This is a genomic window from Metamycoplasma equirhinis (assembly GCF_006385185.1).
Classification (GTDB): Bacteria; Bacillota_I; Bacilli_A; order Mycoplasmatales; family Metamycoplasmataceae; genus Metamycoplasma; species Metamycoplasma equirhinis.
Genome location: NZ_VFIX01000003.1, coordinates 19,554 through 38,757 on the forward strand (window position 1 = coordinate 19,554; position 19,204 = coordinate 38,757).

The following is a 19,204-nucleotide window of genomic DNA, read 5'->3' on the forward strand; positions in this document are numbered from 1 at the left end:
ATAATATGTAATATTATTATACCAAATATTGTGTATTAATATTGTCTAATCATAGTTATTCATTAACGACTAAGACAAAATAAATTTTATTAGTTATTTTCCTTTTTTATTTTGAAAGTTAAAGGCAATAAAATTGATGTTCTTTTTTTGTTCAAAAAATTTTGTTTCATAATCAGTAAAATGATTTTCAATTTCAAAATTACAATTATGTAAATCAGTTGTTTTATAAATGATATTTGCCTTTATATAAGCCAATTCTTCTAAAGCAAATTCATATAAATCATCATTATCTGACTTAAAATATACAATCCCGTTAGTGGCCAATATGTCTTCATATTTTCTTAAAAAATATCTATAAACTAACCGGCGTTTAAAATGTCTTTTTTTAGGTCAAGGATCGGAAAAAGTTAGTCAAATTGTGCTAGTTTTTCCGATGAAATATTTATCCAACAAATTTGCATCGCCTATTAAAATATACATATTATTTAAAGATTCTTTTTCAATTTTACGTAATGCACTTAGGGCAGGGGTTGAATATTTTTCCATGCCGATAAAGACTTTATTGGAATTATTTTTAGCGAGTTCCGCAAGCATTTTGCCTTTGCCCATACCGATTTCTAATACAGTATTTTCATTAAGTTCATATGGAAATGATGTAATAGCAAATCGACTTGCATTAATCATTCCTTCAGCGTTTTTATTAAATCTTAATCTCATGTAATAAATGATATATATTTTTCCAAATGCTAATAAATTATTGTAAGAATTTCACAATTTAGTAACTTCGGTTCAGGATTTTTATAATATTTGCTATTATATTAATAGGTAATTTATTACTTTCACATTATTTAATTATTAATATTTTAATTAGAACTTTAATCAAAAAACTATCTATAAATGGAATTTTAATCATGAATGAGGAAAAAACAATTACTAGTTTTCAGGATCTTTTTAATGAGCCTGATTATAGTAGTAAAATTCAAAAAAACCATCGCAAACTATTTGAAATGGGCGAAATTACAACAATTCAAGCCTTTAAATACGATGGTTCATTATATCGACAATACGAAGGCGCTAAAATAGTAGCAAATTTTGATGATTTTGTGGTTGTTTTATTAATTAAAAGTAAAGTTATGGAAGATAATATCAATTGAGTAGTATCTGACCCAATACTTTTCTTTTTTGCAAAAAACAAATTCTATAATGCTAGCATCACATTAAACAAACGCAAAGATAATTATATTTATATCAATTTGGCTAGTCCATTTTTTATAGAAGATGGAATAATTAAATATATTGACTTTGATATTGACATTAAAAGTTATGTTGATAAAGACTTTAATGTTATTGATTGACAGGATTTTAAAGAATCAATTGTGAAATATAATTATTCATTAAAATTAATTTACAAGATTTATGATGAACTTGATTTTTTACAAGAGCAACATAAAACAAAAAATGGAATATTTTCAAAAAAACTAATTGATGGATTAACAAAAATGTTAATAGAATCTGGCGACATATAAAAAAAGAAGATTTAGTTTTCTTCCTTAGGAGAATTTTTATCTTCTTTTTTATTTATATTATGTTTTTCTAGTTCGTTGTCTAGATCGGTTTTATATTTATCTTCTTCAATATTTTTCTTTCCAGAAACTTCATTGAATAAGGTATCAAAATCGCTTTGCGAGTATTCGCTATGTAAACTTTCCTTTGTCTTATTGATTGCAGGAGGCAATTTCATATTTTTTTCGATATATTCAATTTCCTCAGCCACAATTGTTTCATTAATAATTAAAGCATCTTTAATTAACTCTAGAAGTTCACGATTTTCCGAAATAATTTTATGTGCATTTTTTTCTGCGGTTAAAATAATTTTTCTAATTTCGTCATCAATTTCTTGGCCAACCTTGTTTGAAAATGAAGCATTTTTCATATAGTCTCTTCCCAAGAAAGGATTTGAACTATCTTCTTCATATTTAATAGGCCCTAAATCAGATAAACCTCATTCAGTTACCATCTTTCTTGCAATGCTTGTTGCTTTAGCTATATCATCGCTTGCGCCAGTTGATACATTATCTTTACCATAAATTATTGCTTCAGCAACACGGCCGCCCATGAATGATGTAATTATTGCGATTAATTCAGTTTTTGAATGATTATATTTTTCTTCTTCGGGCATCATTAGATTGTAACCGCCAGCTTTTCCTCTTGGAATAATGGTGATTTTTTGAACTTTATTTCCGCCCTTAATTTTTAAACCTACAACAGCATGTCCAGCTTCGTGATAAGCTACTGCAATATTTTCCTTTTGCGAAATAGTTCTTGATTTTTTAGCCGGTCCTGCCATTACTCTATCAATTGCTTCATCAATATGCGCTATTGATATAATTTCATTTTTTTCTCTAACACTTAATAAAGCAGCTTCATTAATAACATTTTCTAATTGTGCCCCTGAAAAACCAGGAGTTCTACGCGCAACATGCGCAAAGTTCACAGAATTATCAATTCTTTTGCCACGTGCATGTAATTTTAAAATAGCTTCCCTTTCTTTAATATCTGGTAATGCCACTGTTATTGTTCTATCGAAACGACCCGGTCTTAGTAAAGCAGGGTCTAAAACATCGGTTCTGTTTGTAGCTGCCATGATTAAAATTCCACTATTTTCTTGAATCCCATCCATTTCAACTAGCAATTGGTTAAGAGTTTGTTCGCGTTCGTCGTTTCCTCCACCAATACCAGCGCCACGCGATCTACCAACAGCGTCTAATTCATCTATGAAAATTATTGCAGGTGCATTTTTTCTAGCATCTTCAAACATATCTCTAACTCTTTTTGCACCAAGCCCTACAAACATTTCAACAAAGTTAGATGCTGAAATAAAGAAAAATGGTACATTTGCTTCGCCAGCTGTAGCTTTAGCAATTAAAGTTTTACCGGTTCCTGGAGGGCCGCCCAATAAAATACCTTTTGGAATTCTAGCTCCAGCAGCAGAATATTTTTTAGGATTTTTTAAATAATCCACTAATTCCATAACTTCTTCTTTAACTTCTTCATTACCCGCTATGTCGCTAAATTTTTTGTTAGTAAATACTCTTTGTGCAACAGATTTAGAATTATAAGATCCGGCAATTCCTCTACCAAAACCACCAAAAAATGATGCTATAGTAGTAATAATAATTATTCCGAAAAATAAAACTCAAATTGCTGGCATAATGTATTGATTAAATACACTAGGACCTGCTTGTCTTGTTGCGGAATATATTCCTTTTTGCAATAAACCGCTACCATCTTTGTATGCCAAACATTTATTTACTGCGTCTATAAAAGAAGTTCCTACTGCTCATTCTTTTACAGCATTTGGCATTTCTCGTGCGGTAATACCACTCACTATAGTTGTGAATGTATATTTTGTTCCTTTAAAAAACTCATTATTCAATAAAACTTTTAATTGTGCCTCACTGCCATTGATTCTTATGGTTCATGTGTCAGCGTAATAATTTTCTACTCACCTAGAAATGTATAAATTATCGCTGGTATTTTTTGATGTTTCTTTAACAATTTTTTCAAGAAAATCTATACCTTGATAATTTACTAAATTTTCTCTAATTATTCGGTTGATTATTAGCGCAGATACTACTAAAACGACAGCACTAATAAAAATAATGAAAACTCATTTTAAACCAAATTTGCGAGTTTTATTAGGTTTGTTTTCGTTCATTTTTATCCTTTCTATAGGTTTTTATTTAATTAATTATAAAGAAAATTGAAAATTTTTAAACTATTGGCGAAAAACTCGAAAAAAACAATTTATTTTTTCTCTTAAACAATTTGTTTGTGCTGTTAAGTTTATAAATTGCCGTGCGATTTTTTGAGCAAACGAAATCAACAATTGAAAAAAGTTTTTTTGATGTTAAATTAATATTTTTATAATTTTTAGTTATTAGCAAGAAAACAATTGATTGTTGCATGTCGCGGCTGACTAATTTTTTAAACATATCACAATCAAAATTGTTTTTTTCTCATTCATCATAAAATTTTTCTACTAAAAAAACAAAATTATCATTTTCATTATTCAAATCTATAAATTCAGTAAATTTTTTTTGTTTTTCTGCAATTGTAATAGTGTTTAATTCTAATCGTATTTTATTGCGCGTATATATCGGCATTTCGTTTGTTGAATCTGTGGCAAACAAAAGCGAATTTTTATTACATAAATCAATAATTTCCTTTTTTCATCATAAATAGAGCATTGGCCTGAAAATATTCATTGAAAGTAGATTTCCGTCAATTTTTATTCCATATAAAAATGGTGTTCGATTCGATCTTTGTTGCATGAGCGCGGTTTCTAAAAAATCATCCTTTTGATGAGCTAATAGTAACAATGTGCAATTGTATTTTTTATATATTTCACTATAGAATTCATAACGTTCATCACGTGCAATTGATTGAAAATTACCAATTTGGTAATCACTATGTAAATTTAGAATCTCGCAAGGAATATTATTTTCTAAACAAAAATTTTTTACCAAAGCTTGGTCATAGTTAGAGTCAATTCGTTTATTGTAATTGACATGTGCAACTACAATGTTTTTGGCTTTCATTAAATTTAAAAGTCACATCGAGTCGGGTCCGCCACTAACACCGATTAGTATTTTTTGTTCAATATCAATTGAATGTTTTTTAAAAACATCTATAAGTTCTTCAAATTCATTATTCATAAATTTTTCCGGTAAATTTATTTAAAACAAAGCGAATATCATTGCTAATGAATGTAATTATAGCTTCTGTTGCACTTTCAATTAACTTTGAAACAATTTGAAAATCCGAAAAACTAAATTTGCCAAGCACATAATCAATGACATTTTGCTCACGGCCTATGCCAATTTTAATTCTTTTAATTTCATCACTGCCAAGTTTTTCGATTATATCTTTCATTCCGTTATGGCCACCAGATGAACCTTTTTGTTTGATTGAGGCTTTTCCCAATGGTAAGTCTAAATCATCATAAACAATTAAAATATCATTAAGCGAGATATTGTAATAATCTTTAATGGCTCTAACAAAATCTCCGCTTTTATTCATATATGTCATTGGTTTCGCAATAATTACTTCTTGATCCTTAAAAAATAAACCATTAAATTTCTTTTCATTGAGCTGAATTTGCATTTTTGATGCAACTTGATCAATTACCATAAACCCGACATTGTGTCTAGTTTTTTCGTATTCAATTCCTGGATTTCCCAATCCTACAATTAGTTTCATTATTTATTAGCCTCATTTCATAATTTTGATATGTTTGTGATTCGATTTGAATCATTATCGTTTTTTATACCCATGATTAATGCATCTTCTTCACCTAAAATAACACTAAACTGTTTTGCTCTTGTAATTGCTGTGTAAATCAATTTTTTGCTAAGCAAGCGCTTTGCTTCTGAAAATAGCAATACAATTACAACTTTACATTCACTTCCTTGATATTTATGAACGCTTGTACAGTATGCAGGATAAGTATTTACTAAAAAATCAGAACGGCTGTAGCATACTGACTTCTCGCCGTTTTCAAAGTCAACATGTATGTGAGTTAAAGTTTTATCTAAACTATTTTTCTTTTGTTCTGTCGTGAATTGTGAGATGTATCCGATTTCGCCGTTAAATACTTTTATTTTAGGATCATTAGTTAAATTAATTATTTTATCGTCAATGGCAAAAGTGCGCTCACGATATTTTATTGTTTCGGTTTTTTCTTTACTTCTAAAATAAGTATTTAAGGCAGCGTTAATCTCATCAATTCCACTTGCGTAATTGTAAATAGGACTCAAAACAGCAATATCTTTTTTACTATATCCACTTTCAATTAGATCCTCAATTTTTTCGATAAGTGTTTCTTTAAGGTCGGCACGCTTTACATTGATAAAATGTGAATTTTTTCCTGCGAATTTTGGCATTTTTCCAGCATTAATGTCTAACGCATCGGTTATAATGTCAAAGTTTTCCGATTGACGATATATTTTGGTCAAAAATATTGTTTTAAAGATATTGTTTTCAATAAAATCATTAATTAAATAACCTGGACCTATTGCTGGCAGTTGATCTTTATCGCCAACTAAAACGATACGTTTTAAATATTTTTTATTTATCCCTTTAAGTAGTGAATAAAATAAATCAAGACTTACCATTGAAAATTCATCAATAATCAAACATTCAACGCTTTTCGGAAATCTTTCATTAACGTTAAAACGATTATTGTCAATATCTCATTCAAGAAAACTGTGGATAGTTACAGCCTTTATTTCATTTTGTTGGCTGTTAATATTAATTGTTGCTCTACCTGTTGGAGTTACTATTGCTAAATCATCAGAGTCATATTTAGATAATAAATTATTAATTATTTCGTTTGTGATAAGCGTTTTTCCTGTTCCAGGACTACCTGTTATAAATACTAGCTTCTCATTTAATGCAGCGCTGATAGCTTCAAGTTGTAAATTATGATATTTGGATTTCGGGGTAAAATCAATTTTAAAGGCATTTTGACCATTTTGAATTAATTTTAATCGTTCAATAATGTATGTTTCCATTTCATAAATATTCTTAGTGGTTAAATATGTGCCATCAACATATTCCATTTTTATAAAATGACCGCTTTCGATTAGTAAATTAATGCTGTTTATAAAGGTTTCTAAATTACGAGGTAAAACAATATCTTGATTAGATGATTCTATTAAAGTTTCATAAATGATTTTTTCTTCAATTCGTGTATTTCCCGAATCAAAAAAATATGCATTTAAGGCACGGAAAATGTGCGTGGCTATTGCGAAGGGGTGAGTAACTTTATTAAAATGCAAATGTAATTTATCAACATCTTCTAATTTTATATCTTGGTTATCTAAATAGAATAAATAAAAATTAGTTTGATATTGAGCCAAAAATTCGCTAAAAGTACCGTTTTTTTTCAAAATGATTTGATAAAGCGAAGGACTTAAATTTAATTCTAAAAACAAAATTTGGTCTTCGACAATTTGTGGATTTTCTAGCAAATATTTTCTTGTTTCATTTCAGGTTGTTTCACTCAGCTTATATTTTTTAAAATCAATATCATTGCGATTGACAATTTCTGAAAGTGCATTAATACCTAAATCATTAACAATTGCTCAAGCTTTTTCTTCACCAATTCCGCGAAAGTGCGTACTTTTTAAAAATTTAACAATGTAATTTTTCTTGTAATTTTCATCATCTATAATTTCGTCTATTGATTCGAGAATATAACTGTTTGGATATTTTGAAAATTTATTTAGTGAAACCTCAATTTGATATAGATTTGTTTCTAAAGTAATTTTTTTATCATTAAAAATGTTATTTTTTAAGGTAACTGAAATTGAATTGAATTTATTTACCTTAGCTTCATTAACGGCATCATTTTTCGTAATCTTAAAAATTGCGATAACAACCGCAGAATCTTTTGAGGTTCACATAATTTTTGTGAAATAACCTTGTATTAAAGATGTACTATTTGCCATAATATTAAATTTTAGCATAAAACACCTAAATTAAACATTGCGCTATGACTTGTGTTTTTTAGCACTTTTAAAAATAAAAGAATAAAATATACATATAAATATACGCCAACTATTTTTTAATCACAAAGGAATTAAAATGTTAGATTTAAAATATATATTAAATAACAAAAATGAAGTAAGAAAAAAACTAGCAACACGTAACTTCAATATCGCTATATTAGACGAAATGTTTTCAATTGGCGAACAAAAAAACGCTAATATTCATGAATTAGAAAAATTACAAGCGAAAAGAAATTCTTTAAGTCAAGAAATAGGAATTAGAAAACGCAATAAACAAAATGCAAATGATTTATTAGATAAAGTAAATATCATCAAAACACAAATTGATGACAAAGAAAAAGAAACTAATAGATTAATTGAGCGCGTTGAAACGCTTATGTTGCAAATTCCTAACATTCCTTATGAAGATGTTCCGGTCGGTAAAGATGATAGCGATAATGTGTGTATTGCCGAACATCCCAAATTAGGGAGAGGGTTAGTTAAAGGAGTTAAAGCCCATTATGATATTGCATCACAATTGGATATAGTTGATTTTGTTAGATCAGTTAAATTGGCTAAAACAAGATTCGTTTTATATAAAAATGATGGAGCTAAATTAATAAGGGCGTTAGAAAACTTTATGTTGGATACTCATATTAAAAATGGTTACAAAGAAATTCTGCCTGCGCATTTAGTTAATTCAAATATGTTATATGGAACGGGACAATTACCTAAATTTAGCGAAGATTTATTTAAATTAGCTAACGAAGATTTGTGATTAATCCCTACAGCGGAGGTTCCCGTTACAAATTATCACTATGACGAAATTATTGACGTTACAAATCCAATTAAATATGTCGCATATACTAAATGTTTTAGATCTGAAGCAGGAAGTGGTGGGAAGGATACTAAAGGCTTAATAAGACAACACGAATTTCACAAAGTTGAATTAGTGAAATTCGTAAATGAAGAATCAGCTTTAGACGAGTGACAAAAAACAGTTAATGATGCAAAAAATATTTTGGAATTACTTGAAATACCATATCGCGAATTATTGCTTTCAACTGGCGACATGGGATTTGGTTCAGCTAAAACTATTGATTTGGAACTTTGAATTCCTTCGGAACAAAAATATCGTGAAACAAGTTCAATTTCCATTTATAATGATTTTCAAGCACGCCGAGCAAAAATTAGACACCGTGATGAAAACGGAAAAACCAAATATGTTTATACAATAAACGGATCGGGTTTAGCTATTGATAGAGTAGTAGCTGCTATTTTAGAAAATTATCAAAATCCAGATGGAACCATTTCCGTTCCTAAGGTATTGATCCCATACATGGGCAAAGAAATAATTAAATAACTGAATCATGCTTACACTTGATTTGAAAGTGTTAGCATTTTTTTAAATCGATTTTCTGTAACTATAGATTAATGTGGCATTTTTAATTGCTTATTATTGCCACAAAAAACCAGATTTTATTTTTCGAAATAAAAAAAGATGTCTTATTTATATTCAAGACATCTAATTGTTTATTAGTATTCGTGAATAGTAATATTTAAACTATCAACAACAATAAATTTGTCGCCTTTTTTAATCGAGTATTTTTCTAAAATTTCGCCTGCTAAATCATGATTATTTTTAATCTTAGCACGTACTTCTTCAGAATTATATTCACAAAAAATTCCGGATGTTATACCAAAACGTTTGATCAATGAATTATTACTTACGACGCCAACTATAAATGAGTTTGGACGATATTTTGAAATTTCTTTTAACAATTTACCTGTATGACTCAATACAACAGCATATTTATATTCACCTTTTTCTAAGATTTTAGCTACTTCATATGCGATCAACATTCTTGATGTTGGCTTAGCGGCAACTTTTTCAATTTGATGTGAATAGAAAGGATCGGTATAATATTCAATCTCAGCACGCTTTGCAATATTTGCCATTACTCTTACAGCTTCAATTGGATATTTTCCGCTAGCTGATTCACCCGATAGCATTGTTGCGTCAGCGCCTAATTCCACTGCGAAGTATACATCTGATACTTCTGCCCGAGTTGGCAACGGTGAATGTTCCATTGAATCAAGCATTTGTGTTGCAACAATAACTTGTTTTCCAGCTAAACGACACTTTTTTATAATTCTTTTTTCATAATAAGGTACATCATAGTATGGAATTTCAAGCCCTAAGTCACCCCTTGCGATCATTATTCCGTCACTCGCTTCAATTATTTCATCAATATTTTTAATTCCCGAAACAGATTCAATTTTAGAAATAATTTGTATGTTTTGTCCGTTATTTTCGTCTAAAATTTTTCTTATTTCATTAACATTTTTAGCTGAATTAACAAAAGATGCTGCAATATAGTCAACACCGTAATGTGCCCCTCATTTAATATCATTTATATCTTTTTCACTTAAAAATGGAAGTGAAAATTCAATTCCTGGAATGTTAATTCGCTTGTTTGTTTTTAAATTATGTGAATTAAGCGTTTGTACAATAATTTCCATTGGTTTAATTTCTTTGACGACTGTTATTAATTTACCATCGTCTAACAAAATTTTTGTTCCAATTTTTACGTCTTTATCCATACGGTATGAAACAGCAAGTGAATTTGCGTCACCAATCAAATTTTTATATGACATTTCATCGGTTTTTATTGTCAATATTTTGTTTGATTCAATTAAACAGCAATCGTCTTTCATTTTTCCAACACGAATTTCAGGTCCTTTTGTATCAATCATTAGTGATATTGGTACATTTAATTCATTTGATATTTTTCTGGTAATATCAAATTTATGCTTGTGATCATTAGGCCCACCGTGCGAAAAGTTAGCCCTAACTGTTGTAACACCTGATTCGATTAATGCTTTTATTATTTCGTAGTCTTCTGAAGAAGGTCCTAAAGTAGCTACTATTTTAGTTTTTAATTCATTAAATTTCATTGTTTACCTCATATAAGTAAGAATATATCTTAATTTTACATCATTAAGATAACTATTTAATGTAGTTACAAAAAAGACAAAGCAATTTTATTATCAAAAGTCACTCATAATCGATCAAAAAATTTTGCTAACTGCTTATTTTAAATCTCACAGCAAATTAGAGTAAAATAATATTAGATATATTCAATATTTATATTTTATATAAAGACAAATTTTAAGGAGTCTAATATGGCAAAATTCAATAGAATATTTTTTATAGTTACTGATGGATTGGGGATAGGTCCTGAGCCTCGTCAAAGTGAATTTAATGATGACGGCGCAAATAGTATGTTGCATGCTTCAGAGGCACTTCCGCTGGAGATTCCAACTTGAAAGAAACTAGGAATTACCGAAGTTGCAAAAATTTCGGGACATGTTGCTAGAAATAAAAGTCCATTAGCCTACGTTGGAAAAATTCATGAAATATCAAACGGTAAAGATACATTAACTGGACATTGAGAAATGATGGGAATTTATACTGAGATTCCAAACCCACAATTTATCGAAAAAGGATTTCCTGATGATTTAGTGGCGGAATTATCTAAAGCTTTTGATGGAAGAAAAATTATTGGCAATAGAGCTGCTTCGGGAACTGTTATTCTTGAAGAATTAGGCAAGCAACATATTGAAAAAGGAGATATGATAATTTACACCTCGCCAGATTCTACTTTACAAATAATTGGCGATGAAAAGACTTTAGGTGTAGAAAAATTAACTGAATACGCCAAACGAGCAAGAAAAATTTGCTCATCAAAACCTGAATGAAATGTAGCAAGAGTAATTTCGCGCCCCTTTGTTTATGAAAATGGCAAATTTACAAGAACATTTAATCGTCACGACTTTGCGAATAAGCCAACAGGTCATATCATTTTGGAAGATTTGGTTGCTAAGGGAATTGAAGTTATTGGTGTTGGAAAAATAAATGATATTTTTGCTGGTGTAGGAATTTCAAAGGTTTATGGCCCTGCTTCTGATGATGAGAATATGGATGTGGCAATTGATATCGCTTCAACAAATTCAAAAAATCAACTTGTATTTGTTAATTTAGTGCAATTTGATAGTCACTATGGACATCGTGAAGATCCGGTAGGATATAGTGAAAACATTTCGAGATTTGATATCAAATTAACAAAACTAATTAACACGCTAAAAACAGATGATTTGCTAATAATGACTTCAGATCATGGTAACGATCCTACTATGGGAACAGATCATACTCGTGAAGCATTACCATTTACTGTATTTTCGAAATCATTTAAAAAACCTAAAGCCTTAGGAATTTTAAATGGGCTTGGAACGGCTGGTAATATTATTGCGCGAAATTTTGAAGTTCCACTATGCCGAACCGGAGATGACATTTTTGATAATTTAAATTAAAATTTTTTGGTTTTATTAAACCGAGAAAAATGCAAAAACATATAAAATATAGTACATGAAAAAAATTGAGAAAATAACTCCACAATCAGAAGATTTTGCAAAATGGTATACCGATGTCATTAAAAACGGTGATCTAATGGCATATGGGGCAACAAAAGGTTCAATAATTTTTAAACCATTATCGTTTGGTATTTGAGATAATATTCGATTACATTTGGATAAAGAATTTAAAAAGGTTGGAGTGCAAAATGTTTATTTACCACTTTTAATTCCTGAAAGTTTACTAACAAAGGAAAAAGAACACCTTGAAGGTTTTAATCCAGAGCTGGCAACTGTAACCGAAGTCGGCGGTAAAAAATTAGCTGAAAAATATTTTATTCGTCCAACAAGCGAAACATTATTTGGTGATTTTTTTAAAAATGAAATTAACTCCTATAACGATTTGCCTCTAATTTATAATCAATGAGTAAATGTTTTAAGATGAGAAAAAACTACAAATCCATTTTTAAGAACTCGTGAATTCTTATGACAAGAAGGGCATACGATGCATTCTTGCCCAAAAGAAGCGCAAAAATTAACTACAAAAATGCTAAATATATATAAAAAATTTGTTTCGGATTATTTAGCTATTCCCGTTATTGATGGCCAAAAAACCGAACATGAAAAATTCTCTGGTGCCGACTTCACTTTTACAATCGAAGCAATGATGAAAGATGGTAAGGCTTTGCAAGCCGGAACAAGTCATTATTTGGGTCAAAACTTTACAATTCCATTTGATATTTCATTTAAGAACAAAGAAAACAAACTAGAAAATGCATATGGCACTAGTTGAGGTGTTTCAACTAGATTATTGGGAGCGTTAATTATGACTCATGGCGATGATAGAGGAATAATTATTCCTCCAAAAATTGCGCCAATTCAAATCGACATTATTGAGATGTTCGCGTCCAAGGAACCAAAAGTTCATGAATTAGCATTGAATATAAAAAGTGTATTAGAAAAAGCTAATTTTAATGTACAAATTGATAATTCTGATAAAGGCGCAGGATTTAAGGCAGCAAATTCAGAAATTCACGGCACACCATTGAGAATTGAAATTGGACCAAGAGATTTATTGGAAAATCGAACATTGTTTGTTCGCCGCGACACACTTGAAAAATTTTACGTTCCAATTTCGGAAGTCAAAACAGCTGCTAAAAATATTCTAAAGGATATTCAAAGCAATTTATTAGCTTCGGCTCAACAAAGATTAGTAAACAATATAGTTAATGTAAACAATTTTAATGATTTTAAAACAGCAATCGAAAATGGCAAATGGGTGTTAGCAGCATTTGATGGCGATGCAACCGACGAGGTAAAAATTAAAGAATTAACAGGGGCTTCGACTAGGTGTATTCCATTTATATTGCCAATAACTCCTAAAAATAATGTATGCTTTTATACTGGTAAAAAAACAAATCGATATGTTTTATTTGCTAAGGCATATTAACGAAAGGAAAACCTATGTATAAAAAACTATTAAAAAGTGAATTAAATAATGAACACTTAAAAGGCAAAGCAATTGTTGCTTTTAGAGCAACATGATGTCCACCATGCCAAATGATTGGTCCAGAATTAAAACAAATTAGTGAAAATAGCAATGATATTAATGTTTTCGATTTTGACGTTGATCAAAACCGTGAATTTGCTCACGAAATGGGTGTTAGTTCGATCCCTTCATTATTCATTTATCAAAATGGACAATTTGTTCAAAAAACAACTGGCTATTTACCAGCAGATGAATTAAAAAAATTATTTAAATAAAGTGGTTTCCACTTTTTTAATATTTTAAATTTCATAAAATAAGGAATAAAAATGTTAGATTTTAAACCCAAAGCGTATTTTTTGGATATGGATGGAACCTATCTAGATAAACCAAAATCACCTGAAAAAATAAGTGCAGAAAATATCGAAATTGCTAAAAATTTAAATGATCAAAATATACCAGTTATTCTTTCGACAGGAAGAACAAATTCCGACTTTGTTTTAGAGCTTGCTAATAAAATAAATTCACCATATGTAATATGTCAAAATGGAGGTCTTATTGTCGACAACAAAAATAATATTTTAATAAAAAATCAAATCAAAAAAGACCTAGTTTTAAAGATTATTGAAATTCTAAAAAGAGAAAAATTATTTTTTATTTTTAATAGCTCATCCGATATTTTTGGAACTACAAAACGTTTATCAATTTGCAGACCATGAATAAAGAAATTAAATTCTCACACATATGATGAAATTCCACAAATTACTTCTGTTACAAAAATTTTAACATTCGGTAAAACTCCTGGCGGAATGAGAAAATTAAAAGATAAACTAGAAAAAGAATTTTTCAATTTGAAATTTCACATTGTTTCTCGCGGTTGAACCATTGAAATAAATGATATGAATGCAACAAAAGGCATTGCTGATGAATACGTTTGCAAATTATTAAACATTGATCCTAAGCAAACTGTTCATTTTGGCGACTCTGGAAATGATATTGTTACAAAAGAATATCTTGGCGCTTTTATAGCAATGAAAAACTCACCTACTAATATTAAAAAACAAGCAACTATTGTTGGAAAAAATTATAAAAGGGGCGGAATTGCAAAAACAATCAAAAAAATTACAAATAATTTTGCTAAAACAGAATAATTTTATGTAAAAAACGCATTTTGAAAATTAAAAAATCGTTTTTTATTTTAATATTCAATAAAATATATTCTTATTAATAAAAATATTGATAAATAAAAAAATTAATTTATAAATTAAAAATATATTTGGAGAACAATATGACAAATAAATCAAAAATTGCTATTGCTATAGCGACTCTATCAATTCCTGTTTGCATAGGTGTTGGTGTTGGTGTTGCTTATGGTATTAGACAAACCCCATCAAAAGAAAACAAATCAATTGAATCAAAAATTAAAGAATCATACGTTGGATTATCAGCTAATATTACTGATTCAAGTGTTAAGACCAAATTTGATGAAAAAACTAAAGAATTATCAGAAACCATCTCAAAAGATGCTACTGAAGTTATCAAAAAAGTTCAAGCACAATACAAGTCAATTCTTAAAGAATCCGAAGTTGTGAAAGTTACAACAATTTACCGTGAAGGTTTAGAAAAATTAAATGGTGTTCTTGTTGCAATTCTTGAAAAAGCAGTTGCCCAATTTAAAGAAGGCAAAGAAAAGATCACTGATGGAACTAGCTTTGTTAAAAAATATTTATCAAAAGAAAATTTAGAAAAAATTGTTAAAGATGAAAAAGAAGGCTTAGTTAATTTTATAAAAGAAGCAGGCGCTAAAGTTGCTCCATATGCAAGAAGAACATTTGATGTATTAAAATCAGATCCTGAAACAAAAGACATTGAATCAATTAATGAGGTAATCGAAAAGGTTGCAGCATATTTTGAAGGAACAAAAGAACAACCTGGTGCATTTGACAAAATCGCTGATGAATTAAACAAATTTGATTTTAGTAAAGTTGAATCAGAAGGATATACAAAAACATTTGAATCATTAGTATCAATTTTAACAAAAGCTAAATCAGATGCAGTAGCAGTATTGAATGGCGTTCAATTAAAAGATGGCGAACTTGATAAAATTAAAAAAGTTATTAAACCATATTACGACACATTAACAGAAGGACTTAACAAATCAATAGCTTTATTTAAAGATTCATTGATAAAACTTCCTTCAGTTATTGAAACTTTAAAAAACTAATTTTTTAACACTAATGGTATTAATTTCTATTAATGCCATTTTTTATTTAAGGAAAAAACATGACAAAATTAAAAAAGAGTATCATAACATTAACATTAATTTCAGCCCCCTTAATAGGCGCTACTTCACTTGTATCTTGCCGTGATACGAGAGAAAAAATTATTGCTCGTACTATCAATAATTTAAATTCGCAGTTGAATAAGGTAGAAATATTTTTAAATCCAACAATTAATAAAAAAGAAAAACTAGCTTCCGAAATTACATTAACAGATTTGATTACAAAGAAAGATTTGCCAGAAAATATTTTTGTAAGATTTGTATCTAAAAATAAAGATAATATTTCACCAATTGAAGTTGACGATAAAGCTGGCTCACTAGTTATTGAATATTATTTAGAAACCAAAAACGAAGAATTAAATGAATGAATTCAATCTAAACATCTAAAACAAAAAATTGAAGGCTTTAAAACCTTAAAAGATTTAGCAAATAAGGATTTGGAAACTGTAAATTTAACAATCGCTGAATCACAAAAATCAAAATATCTTCCATCAGAATATGCAAAAATAAACAAATTTTTCACTTTTACATACGACAACTCAAAATATGAATTATTAAATGAAAAAAAAGCAAATGACGAAAAAGGAATTTTAGAAGTTATTTATTGAATTAAAAACAAAAATACACAAGTTGAATCTAAAAAAGAAAGCCAAACTTTTTCTAATTTTGTTACCAAATTAGATTTAGCAAAAAAAGAGGCAACTAGAAAATTAAATGAAAAAATTAAATCAATAAATCTTAACGAACTATTAAATGTAAATCCTCTATCACTTTTAGCTTCTAAAATTACCCCCAACAATTTCGAAAAAATTGCCGACCATATTATAAATATTGAAAAGTTAGAAGCTAATGATCAAAACGGTAAGTTAAAAGTAACATTTTCAATATCTTCAGAAAACCCAGAATTAAAAGACGTTAAATCTAATTCTATAACTGTCGAAATAATTGGTTTTTTAACAACTGAACAATCACAATCAAAAGAAAAAACCGATGATTTATTAGAAGCCCAAAAGAAATTAGACGAGGCTATTACTAAAAAAGAAATTGAATATGAATTCAAATTAAAAGATGGTTTAAAAAAGGAAGAACTTTCTCCTGATAAAATTACCTCAGAAAACTTTACTTTGTCTTTAAAAGATAATAAATATGAATTAGTTAATCTACAATTATTGCCTAATACAGAAACCGGTAAGCTAACCATTACATTTAAAGTCCAAACAAAATCTGAAAAATTTCATTTAAATGTTATTTCTTCAAATGAAATATCAATAGAAATTCAAGGATTTTTAACGAAAAACGAGTTTGACAAAAACGAGGAACTTAAGAAATTAAATTTATTAGTAGCACACGGCGATTTGCTAGTTTCAGTAAAAGATAAAGATAAATTTTCATCTTCAGAAATTGAAGCCGAAGATTTTAAATTCAACTCTAAATATGATAGCGAAGTATTGCATATTGCACTAATTGTCGAATCGCTTGAAAATAATAAAGAAACAGGCGAAATAACAATTAACTTTTTATTAAAATCTGAAAAAGAAGGTTTTTCTGACATACAAGTGAAAGGTAAACAAAAATTTAGCTTTATGCTAGACGAACAAAAGCGTGTTAATACAATATTTGAATCACTTAAAATTGGCGAAAATGCAAACTATTTACCAACAAATGTGCATAAATACGGTGAATTAGAAACATACTTTAAAAATAATGAAGAATTAGCAAAAATTTTAGGAATTTGAGAAATAATTTCAAAAGCTAATGTAGATGTTGTAATAAAATCAGTTAACTTTTTTAGTAAATATGTGAAAGACAAACTAGTTATTGAATTTCATTTAATGTCGAAAGCAAATAAAACAATTGTTTCTAAAACTAGAAAAATAGAAATTTCAGTTTTAAATTTTGGAATAAAAAAGAATCTAGAAAACTTTTTAAGCCAATATAAATTAAATATTAATAATCGTAGAAAAAGCGAATTAGAAAATTACGATATTTCAAAAATTGATGATAAAGAAAAATTTATTGACCGTTATATAAAGGAAGATAAATTGTTTGCCCCCGATCTTATCTTTAGTCCTAAGGATCTTATAATTCAAAAGACTCTTCTTTCAATTGACGCTGAAAATGGAAGTGTTAAAATTAAAGTAACAATGACTTTTGAAGATGTTTCAAAAGAAGCAACATTTACGGTTTCAGGCTTTGCAACTAAGTCGCAATTAGAAAAAATTTCGAAAGAATCTGAAATCGAAAAGAATAGATTAAATGAGGAACTTAAAAAAATAGAAATCAAGTATATTGGCGAAAATCAAAAATTTTTGGATCCCGAAGAAATTAGAGATTCACAGCTTTTAATTAGTAAATCTCAAGATGCAGTATTTTATACAACCAATAAAAAATTTAACACTGAAAAAGGCGAACTTACTTTAACCTTCAAATTGAAATCAAGCAAAAAAGGTTTCTCACATGTAGAATCTACGGAACGCGAATTAATTGTTTCTGGCTTTTCTAAATTTGATGGAAAAAAATATATTGAAGAAATTAAAAAAGACTTTTTAGCTTCAAAAGAATACGCCGACTCTAAAAGTGACGCCATTTCTAAAGCTAATGCGAAAATCGACCAAGAACTAGTTGGTAAGAAAAAAGAATTAATTGAAGCAACAAAAGCAGGATTTGAAAAATCATTTTTAGATTTAGCAAATGGTTTCATATTAAGCGCAACAAAAACAGTTAAAGTTTTATCTTTGGGATATGGAGAAAGAGAAGAACTAAAAAAATTGTATTCCGAATTAAATAAATTAATCTCAAGCACCTCAGAAGAATATTTAAGCATATTATTGCAATGTGCAAAGGGCCACAAAACCCAAAGTGGCATAACTTATGATATTAATTTGGGTCGCGATTGAATCTTATCTACCACAGTGGGAGTTTGAGCTACAAAAATATTTAATGAAATTTCTAACTCAACAGAAACTTTTAAAAAATTAGTTGACATTAGATTTGAAGAATTTAAAGATAATTCTTTATTGAACAATGATAAAAAAACATTTGAAATTAAAAAGTTGGGTATTGCAACACTTGAGCATATACTGGAATACTATAAACATTTAAATTGACAATATTTGATTCATGGACAAACTCAAGAAGTTCAGCCAGATTATAACGGTGTAGGGCCAGGGAAAGTCAATTTATTAACCAATGGCTGAACACCATTATTCAATGTTGAAAAATTCTATAAATCACAAGGATATATTAACGAATCTGGAAATGATTTATACAATAAACTAGATAAATTTATTGCTGATAATAATCTAAAAAAAGAGGATAAAGAACCATTATATAAATTGCTACATGAAATTCTATGGCCTATTACTAATTGCATAACAATTTATAATCCTATTTTAAGAGATGTACTTCAAAATAGTCTTTTACCGGCATTAAAACAAATAAATAATGCAAAATAATAAAACAAAAGCCTCA

The 19,204-nt window shown here is 28.6% G+C and carries 14 protein-coding genes; 8 read left to right on the forward strand and 6 right to left on the reverse strand.

The genetic code is table 4. The features are described 5' to 3' along the window. Positions 1-93 precede the first annotated feature (93 nt). Entirely contained in the window at positions 94-717 is a 624-nt protein-coding gene (gene trmB, locus FJM08_RS01180) for a tRNA (guanosine(46)-N7)-methyltransferase TrmB (RefSeq protein WP_140031391.1), read from the reverse strand. 194 nt (positions 718-911) lie between these two features. Between trmB and FJM08_RS07510 the strand changes: the two genes are divergently transcribed. Further along, on the forward strand, positions 912-1,526 hold the full coding sequence (locus FJM08_RS07510) for a DUF402 domain-containing protein (protein WP_286241544.1): 615 nt from the start codon (positions 912-914) through the stop codon (positions 1,524-1,526). A gap of 11 nt (positions 1,527-1,537) precedes the next feature. On the opposite strand, the gene ftsH is transcribed toward FJM08_RS07510, so the two are convergent. The 4 genes from ftsH to FJM08_RS07520 are packed head-to-tail and all read right to left on the reverse strand — an operon-like array spanning position 1,538 to position 7,514. Then, positions 1,538-3,718, reverse strand: a complete 2,181-nt coding sequence (gene ftsH, locus FJM08_RS01190; RefSeq protein WP_140031392.1) for an ATP-dependent zinc metalloprotease FtsH — start codon at positions 3,716-3,718, stop codon at positions 1,538-1,540. Between the two features lie 55 nt (positions 3,719-3,773). After that, the gene (gene tilS, locus FJM08_RS07515; protein ID WP_140031393.1) at positions 3,774-4,718 is read right to left on the reverse strand and encodes a tRNA lysidine(34) synthetase TilS; all 945 of its coding nucleotides are present in this window, start codon (positions 4,716-4,718) and stop codon (positions 3,774-3,776) included. Continuing rightward, positions 4,711-5,262: an aminoacyl-tRNA hydrolase gene (gene pth, locus FJM08_RS01200; RefSeq protein ID WP_140031394.1), complete on the reverse strand. Its 552-nt coding sequence runs from the start codon at positions 5,260-5,262 to the stop codon at positions 4,711-4,713. Before pth ends, tilS begins: the two co-directional genes overlap by 8 nt. Further along, positions 5,262-7,514, reverse strand: a complete 2,253-nt coding sequence (locus FJM08_RS07520; protein WP_140031447.1) for an ATP-dependent DNA helicase — start codon at positions 7,512-7,514, stop codon at positions 5,262-5,264. The genes pth and FJM08_RS07520 overlap by 1 nt, the downstream gene beginning before the upstream one ends. Before the next feature lie 136 nt (positions 7,515-7,650). Here FJM08_RS07520 and serS point away from each other — a divergent pair, with 136 nt between their 5' ends. After that, positions 7,651-8,916, forward strand: coding sequence for a serine--tRNA ligase (gene serS / locus FJM08_RS07525; protein WP_140031395.1), 1,266 nt, complete (start codon positions 7,651-7,653; stop codon positions 8,914-8,916). A 173-nt stretch (positions 8,917-9,089) separates the two neighbouring features. Here serS and pyk read toward each other — a convergent pair whose 3' ends face one another. Further along, on the reverse strand, positions 9,090-10,511 hold the full coding sequence (gene pyk / locus FJM08_RS01215) for a pyruvate kinase (protein ID WP_140031396.1): 1,422 nt from the start codon (positions 10,509-10,511) through the stop codon (positions 9,090-9,092). Between the two features lie 228 nt (positions 10,512-10,739). Here pyk and FJM08_RS07530 point away from each other — a divergent pair, with 228 nt between their 5' ends. The 6 genes from FJM08_RS07530 (at position 10,740) to FJM08_RS07545 (ending at position 19,188) form a co-directional block, all read left to right on the forward strand. Then, positions 10,740-11,927: a phosphopentomutase gene (locus FJM08_RS07530; protein WP_140031397.1), complete on the forward strand. Its 1,188-nt coding sequence runs from the start codon at positions 10,740-10,742 to the stop codon at positions 11,925-11,927. A gap of 55 nt (positions 11,928-11,982) precedes the next feature. Further along, on the forward strand, positions 11,983-13,416 hold the full coding sequence (proS, locus tag FJM08_RS07535; protein WP_140031398.1) for a proline--tRNA ligase: 1,434 nt from the start codon (positions 11,983-11,985) through the stop codon (positions 13,414-13,416). Between the two features lie 14 nt (positions 13,417-13,430). Continuing rightward, positions 13,431-13,730 carry a thioredoxin family protein gene (locus FJM08_RS01230; RefSeq protein ID WP_140031399.1) on the forward strand — a complete coding sequence of 100 codons (300 nt, stop codon included), beginning with the start codon at positions 13,431-13,433 and terminating at the stop codon, positions 13,728-13,730. 51 nt (positions 13,731-13,781) lie between these two features. Next, the gene (locus tag FJM08_RS07540) at positions 13,782-14,603 is read left to right on the forward strand and encodes a Cof-type HAD-IIB family hydrolase (RefSeq protein WP_140031400.1); all 822 of its coding nucleotides are present in this window, start codon (positions 13,782-13,784) and stop codon (positions 14,601-14,603) included. Between the two features lie 137 nt (positions 14,604-14,740). Then, complete coding sequence (locus FJM08_RS01240; protein ID WP_140031401.1) at positions 14,741-15,676, forward strand: hypothetical protein; 936 nt, start codon at positions 14,741-14,743, stop codon at positions 15,674-15,676. Between the two features lie 59 nt (positions 15,677-15,735). Further along, entirely contained in the window at positions 15,736-19,188 is a 3,453-nt protein-coding gene (locus FJM08_RS07545) for a lipoprotein 17-related variable surface protein (RefSeq protein WP_140031402.1), read from the forward strand. Positions 19,189-19,204: the final 16 nt, after the last annotated feature.